The organism is Pseudomonas sp. DE0157 (assembly GCF_007678615.1).
GTDB lineage: Bacteria > Pseudomonadota > Gammaproteobacteria > Pseudomonadales > Pseudomonadaceae > Aquipseudomonas > Aquipseudomonas parafulva_B.
On record NZ_VEJN01000008.1, the window covers coordinates 21,202 to 28,414 of the forward strand.

Genomic DNA, 7,213 nt, shown 5'->3' on the forward strand with positions numbered 1-7,213 from the left:
CCATGAAGACATCCTCGCCCCCTCTTTGCATCCAGCCCGATACCTTGCGCTGGGCCATCTTTCTGATCGTGCTCGGCTCCACCAGCGCATTGGCCGAAGGCGGCCTGGACGCCGCCAACGGCCCTGGTGGCACCCCGCTCATCAACAACGGCCACGGTGTCCCGGTGATCGAGATCGTCCCGCCCGATGCCAACGGCCTCTCGCACAACCAGTTCAACCAGTACAACGTCGACCGTGCAGGCCTGGTGCTGAACAACGCTGTCCAGGCTGGGCAATCGCAGCTGGCCGGTGCCCTGGCCGCCAACCCTCAGTTCCAGGGGCAGGCAGCGTCGACCATCCTCAACGAAGTGGTCAGCCGCAGTGCCTCACTGATCCAGGGCCCCCAGGAAATATTCGGCCGTGCTGCCGATTACATCCTGGCCAACCCCAACGGCATCACCCTCAACGGCGGCAGCTTCATCAACACCACGCGTGCAGGCTTTCTGGTAGGCACCCCAGAGTTCGAGCAGCAGCAGCTCAAGTACCTCAATACCCTCGACGCCAGCGGCACCCTGCAGGTGCTGGACGGCGGCCAGAGCAATGCCGACGGCGCCCTCGCGTTGATTGCGCCGCGCATCGACAGCCAAGGCCTGCTGGCGGCCGCGACCACCCTGGACATCACCGCTGGTCGCAACCGGATCGATCACGCTAGCGGCGCGGTGGTCGAGCACCGTACCGCCACGCCGGCCAGTATCGACGCCAGCCTGTTCGGTGCCATGCAGGCGGGGCGCATCCGCGTGGTGAGCACTGCCGAAGGTGCGGGTGTGCGGGTACGAGCCCCCCTGGTCAGTGCCACGGATGGCATCCAAATGGCGTCAGCGGGCAACCTGGATGTGCTGGGTACGGCGGCCAGCCCAACCGTCCTGCACAGCGGGCAGGGCCCGTTGAAGCTCGATGCACAGGGCGATCTGGTACTGCGCACAGTAGAGGCCAAAGCACCCCGCATCGAAGCCCGGGCGGGTCAGGCCCTGACCCTCGATGCCCAGGCCCTTGAGCGGGTCAAGCATGACAACGAGCAATGGAGCAAGAAATTCCTGTTCGTCACGCGCGAAACCTACGACCGCGACACCACGACCACCGACACCCAGCAGCACGGCACCCGCCTGGAGGCCGACGACAGCATCGTGCTTACCTCCGGCGGCGACATGCGCATGACCGCCGCCACCTTGCAAGCGGGCAATGGGCTGAATCTGGACAGCGGGGGCAACCTGGACATCCTGGCGGGTATCGACAGCCAGGCCATCCAGGAAAAGATCCGTCACCGCAAGGACCTGTGGCGCGGTGACAGCGACACGGACACTTTCACCGAGCACGCCCAGGGCAGCATGCTCACCGCAGGGCAGATGCAGGTGCAGACGGCCGGCAACCTGAACGTGCAGGGCAGCACCCTACACAGCCGCGGCGACCTGGCCATCATGGCCAAGGAGGGCATGATCGCCACGACGCAGTTGCAGGAGCAGAGTACGCGCCGTAATTATCGCGGTGACCTGGTGTCCGGTACGTTCTTCGGCGATCACAAAGGCAACGAGAAAGAGGGCCGCAACCTGGCAGGCAGCACCCTCACCAGCGATGGCATCCTGACCGTCACAGCCGACAAGCTCACCGTCAAAGGCAGCACGGTAATAGGCCTGCAGGATGCGACGCTGCATAGCCAGCAAGGCTCGCTGGCCGTGGAGGCGGACAAGGGCACCAGCACCCGGACCGACCATGCACGCGACAGCAAGCTGTTCGGCCTGCTCGCCAGCGACAGCCGCAGCACTGAGCGCAACGAAGCGGTGCTGGTCAGTGAGGTAGGGGCGCAGAGCAACCTGCGCCTGGTCAGTGCCGAGGATTTGCGTATCGAGGGCGCCAATGTCAGCGCTGGCGGTCATCTTGGCCTCGAAGCCAAGGGCAATGTGGCAATCACTGGCGCGCAGGCGACCGAGCAACGCGAGGTTCGAAACCAGCAGCGCACCTTCACCGCCAGCGCTGGGCAGACCAAGGAGGCCGACGGCGACAAGCCCGGTTCTCGCCAGTACAAGGCCAGCGTGGGCTATGACGTTGTCACCCGCACTGGCCAGGAGCAGAAAATCGAAAACGTGGGTAGCCAGCTCAAGGGGGCTTCGGTAAGTGTCAAATCCGACGCCGATGTGCAGGTCACCGGCTCCACCATCAACGCCCTGGCCGGGGACCTGGACATTGATGCCCGCAAAGTGACGTTGGGCACCACCCAGGCTACCCACGAAACCACCACTACCACCACCCAGAGTGGTGGCGGCCTCACGGTGACTGGCGGGATCGACCGGCTAGGTATCCAGTTCGATGGCCACCACCAGCGTGGCGTACAGACCAACCGTGAGCAGAAGATGCAGCGCACCGAACTGCAGGCAAGCGGCAACGTACGGTTGCGTAGCGACGAGCTGGTGACCGAGGCTGCGCGGGTAAACGCCGGCGAAACGTTGCAGGTTACCGCCACCCATATGGAGAACCGTGCGGTGCAGAACACCTCCGAGCAAACCCAACGCCAGGATGACTGGTCTGCCAGCCTCGGCGGGAGCCTGGAATACCGTGATCTCACCCGGCCCATCGAGCGTCTGGTGCTAGGTGAAGAAGCTGCTCGCTTTCAGCAGGCCTCGCCCGAAGACGCGATGGTGGCGCCCAGCGTAGGCGCCGACATGACCGTCGAGCACCTCAAGCGCCTGGAAAACCAGCGCCGTGGCTTTGCCCAGGTCAGCGAACTTTCCGGTGCCAGCGTGCAGGTCAAGGTCGATACCCTCAAGGATCAGGGCACTGCCTGGCGAGCCAATGCGGGCACGCTCGACATTCAGGCGCAGCACCATGACATGCAGGCTGCGGCCAATACCGAGCACAAGCGCGAGCAGCACCTGACCGTTGGTGCAGATGCTCGGCTGGATACCACTACCGGTCAGGACCTGAACGTGCGCGCGGCCGGCAACGGCGGTTCTCTGGATCGCCAGAGCACTGTCAGTACGGCTGTGGCGGGCTCCCTGTATGGCCAGCAGGGTATCAAGGTGCAGTTGGGCAGCGATGGGCGTTATGAAGGCACACGTATCGATGGAGGCAAAGGCGACGTGCGCATGCACAGCGACGGTACGCTGGAACTGGTCCAAGCCACTGACCGTGAAGCGCGCCAATCCAGCCAGCTGGACGGCAATGCCTGGGTCAAGGTCGGCAACCGCCCCGGCAGTACCGGTATCGATGGGCGCGGCTATCTGGATCATGCGCGCAATGACCAGGCCACCAGCACAGCTCAGGTGGCGCAGATCGACAGCAAGGGCCAGGTGGTGTTGACCAGCCGTGGCGACTTGACGCTCGAAGGCACGCGCATCGGTAGCCGCGAAGCCCCGACCGGCGATATCACGCTGCACAGCGATGGCCAGTTGCAGGTCAAGGCGGCAACCGCCACACAAGAGGCCAGTGGCGCGAAGCTGGGCGGTGGCCTGGAGTTGGCCGCCAAGACCGGCACAACGCAAGGCGGGGGCCTAGGTGGCCACTTTGGCAATGGCAAGCAGCAAGAGAACGCGCGCCAGGCCATCGACGCGCAGTTTGCCAGTAACGGTCGCCTCAGCGTGACCAGCAGCGCACGCGACGCGCAGGCTTTGCAGGTCCAGGGGTTGCAAGCCAACGCCAAGGAAATCGTGCTCGATGCCATGAACGGCGGCATGCGGCTGGAAGCCTCGTCGAACCAGGAACTGCGCAATAACCTCGACATCACCGCCGGTGCCGGTTTCAACGCCAGCAGTGGCGCACTGGACACGCGGGGCCTGCATGGCCGTCTGAAGGTGGACATGGACAAGCGCGACAATCTCACCTGGAACGCTGGCAACCTGCGTGCCGAGCGCATCGCGCTGCACAGCGGCGGCGATGCCAGCCTCGAAGGCGTCAGCCTGGACGCCGCGCGGATCGAAGGTGCCATAGAGGGCGATCTGCGTGTGGCCAGCCTGATGGACCGCGTCAATAACCTCAGCGTCAAGGGTGATGCCAGGCTTAGTCAGGAAAAGAACCCACAAGGCTATGTCAACGCTGCTACATCGCTGGCCGGGCCGCTAGGCGGCAAAGTCGGCGAAAAAGCCGGTCCTGCCCTGAGCAAGGCTGATCCAGGTTTCTCGCCTACCCTGCGACTTGAGGTGGTCCACGAGCAACGCGACAGTGTCGCCCAACAGGCCACGCTCAAAGGCAGCGAGGGCATCGCCTTGCAGGTTGGCGGCAACGCCCAGTTGGTCGGCGCCCGCCTGCAATCGGCCAGGGGCGAGGTCAAGCTGGACGCCAACTCGATCAAGCAGCAAACCCTGAGCGGCAGCGACTACCGGCGGGCTGTTTCGATCGATGCGTCCAATTCCCCTGTGGACCTGAGCACCGCCATTGCCGAAATTGCCAAGGGCAAAGGGGCTGCAGAGGGTGAAAACGCCCTGGATCTCGGGCTGATCCGCACCAGTGGGCATAACCGCAACGAGCAGTGGGCATCGAGCCTGGGCGCCAAGCGCGACTGAGCAACCTTGGCAGAGCGCCCCTTTCCGGGGCCTCTTCAAATGCGCCACAGGGTTGCAACGTCCGCTCATGGTTCTGCAAACCAAACGTCACAATCGCCCACTAGAGTGCGGTCTGAACTCTGCAACGCAAGGACATGTGATGAGTCGTGACACCGGCGACAATTTGGACCGCAACCCCAGCACCAACACGGCCATGGCCACCGTCATGGACATTTACCTGAGCCGACGCAGTGTGATGCGCGGCGGCCTGGCCGCCGCCGTCACCCTGATCGCCGGCACCAGCCTGGGCGGTTGTTTCAGCGGTGCTGATATCCGCAGGCCCGCCGGCCCTGGCGAGCCGGTCACCGGCAACGCTGCCAGGTCAGGGCTGGCGCTGGGCTTCGACTCAATCCCTGGGTCACGCACCGATGCGTGCACCCTTGCCAAGGGCTACTGCGCACGCGTGCTGGCCCCATGGGGAACACCGCTTAACCGGAACGCCGCGCCCTGGAAGCCGGACGGCAGCAATACCTCTGTCGATCAGGCCAACGCCATGGGCATGCACCATGACGGCATGCATTTCTTCCCCATCAATGGCAGCTCGGATGATGGCTTGCTGGCCATCAACTTCGAGTACATCGACCCTGCAGCCTTGCACCCGGCTGGCCCAACCACTGATGTCAACGGCAAGCGCCCGGTCGAGGAAGTGCGAAAAGAAATCAACGCCCATGGGGCTGGCGTGGTGCGCCTGAAGAAAGTCAGCGGCCGCTGGCAGGTAGTCGACAACGACCCGCTGAACCGCCGCTTCACCACGGCTTCGCGCATGGAAATCACCGGCCCGCTGCGCGGCACCGACCACGTCAAGACCAAGTACTCCACCGCCGGTACTCACTGCCGCGGTACCAACAACAACTGCGGCAACGGTTACACCCCGTGGGGCACCTACCTGACCTGTGAAGAGAACTGGCCGGGCATCTTCGTCAACAAGGGCAACCGCCCCGAAGACCAGCGCCGCATTGGCGTGGGCACCTCCAGCGGCCAGTACAAGTGGGAAAGCGCAGCCGGTGACAGCACCGAAGAGGCCGACGAGTTCGCCCGTTTCGATGTGACCATCAAGGGCGCCAGCGCCACCGACGACTACCGCAACGAAGCCAGCACCTACGGCTACATCGTCGAGATCGACCCGTACAACAGCAGCACCCTGGCCACCAAACGCACCGCGCTGGGCCGCTTCCGCCACGAGGGCTGCGCCCCAAGCCTGCCGGTCGCGGGCAAGCCGCTGGTGTGGTACATGGGTGACGACTCGAACAACGAGTACCTGTACAAGTGGGTGTCAACCGCCGTGTGGGATGCCGCCGATGCCAACCCGGCCGACCGCCTCGCTACCGGCGCCAAGTATCTGGACCAGGGCAAGCTCTACGTGGCCCGCTTCAACGCCGATGGCACTGGTGTATGGCTACTGCTGGACGTGGCCACCGCCACCACGGGGGGCAGCACCCTGGGCGCGCTGTATGGTGACCTGCCGGGCATCATCCTCAACACCCGTGGCGCTGGCGATGCCGTAGGCGCGACGCCGATGGACCGCCCGGAATGGACGACGGTCAACCCGCTGAACGGCGACGTCTACCTGACCCTGACCAACAACAGTGCACGTACCCCGGAAAAGGTCGATGCGGCCAACCCACGCGGCCCGAACCGCCACGGCCACATTATTCGCTGGCACGACAGCGACGACCAGTTGAGCTTCAACTGGGACATCTTCGTGTTCGGCGCAAACGCCGCCGGTACTGCCGACATCAACCGTTCCGGCCTGACCGAACTGAACCAGTTCGCCAGCCCCGACGGCATGAGTTTCGATAGCCGCGGCGTGTTGTGGTTCGAGACTGACAACGGCGAGAGCACCCTTACCGACTACACCAACGACCAACTGCTGGCGGTGATTCCAGGTCTGCTGGTGGATGCGGCAGGGCGACAGGTGCCGGTGAATGGGGAAAACCAAGGGGGGTTGCGGCGGTTTTTCGTGGGGCCCAATGGGTGTGAGGTGACGGGGATTGCGTTTACGCCGGATAACAGGACGTTGTTTATCAATATTCAGCATCCGGGGAACTGGCCAGTTTCGGAAGATGCTACCGAGGGGGCTTTTGGGGGCAAGCGGGTTCGGCCGCGGTCTTCTACGGTGGTGATTCAGCGGGAGGATGGGGGGGAGATTGGGACGGGTTGATTGGGTTCTGGATGGGGGTTCTTATGTTATCCGGTTTTAAGTTCTGAGTTCAGAGCTCCAAGTTCCAAGCTCTAAGCTCTAAGCTCTAAGCTCTAAGCTCTAAGCTCTAAGCTCTAAGCTCTAAGCTCTAAGCTCTAAGCTCTAAGTTTTATTGAGAAACTTGAAACTTGAAAGCGTGGGCGCGCGCAGCAAGTTGATATTGATTAGCGCGGGTGGCGCACAGTCACCTTTCCGCCCTTACGGCGGCTCACTTTTTGTCTTGTCAAAAAGTGAGCAAAAACCGCCTGCTCCTATCATCCGGCCCCTGCGCTGCGCTCCGGGGTCCCCTCGCTCCGGGCTTGCTCCCGGGAGGACCGCGCTGCAGGCCCCATCCTGGGGCCCAGCGCTTGACAGGCATCCATGCCTGTCACCTCCCTGCGCAAGCCCTGCGCTCGGCCTCCTGAAGTCGCGATCTGCGGCGCCCGAACTACCGCGCGCTTAGAAG

2 protein-coding genes are annotated in these 7,213 nt (G+C 63.7%); both read left to right on the forward strand.

What is annotated here, in order from left to right:
- Positions 1-2 precede the first annotated feature (2 nt).
- The gene (locus FS777_RS11965) at positions 3-4,529 is read left to right on the forward strand and encodes a hemagglutinin repeat-containing protein (protein WP_145255654.1); all 4,527 of its coding nucleotides are present in this window, start codon (positions 3-5) and stop codon (positions 4,527-4,529) included.
- A 139-nt stretch (positions 4,530-4,668) separates the two neighbouring features.
- On the forward strand, positions 4,669-6,729 hold the full coding sequence (locus FS777_RS11970; protein ID WP_145255657.1) for a PhoX family phosphatase: 2,061 nt from the start codon (positions 4,669-4,671) through the stop codon (positions 6,727-6,729).
- Positions 6,730-7,213 lie beyond the last annotated feature (484 nt).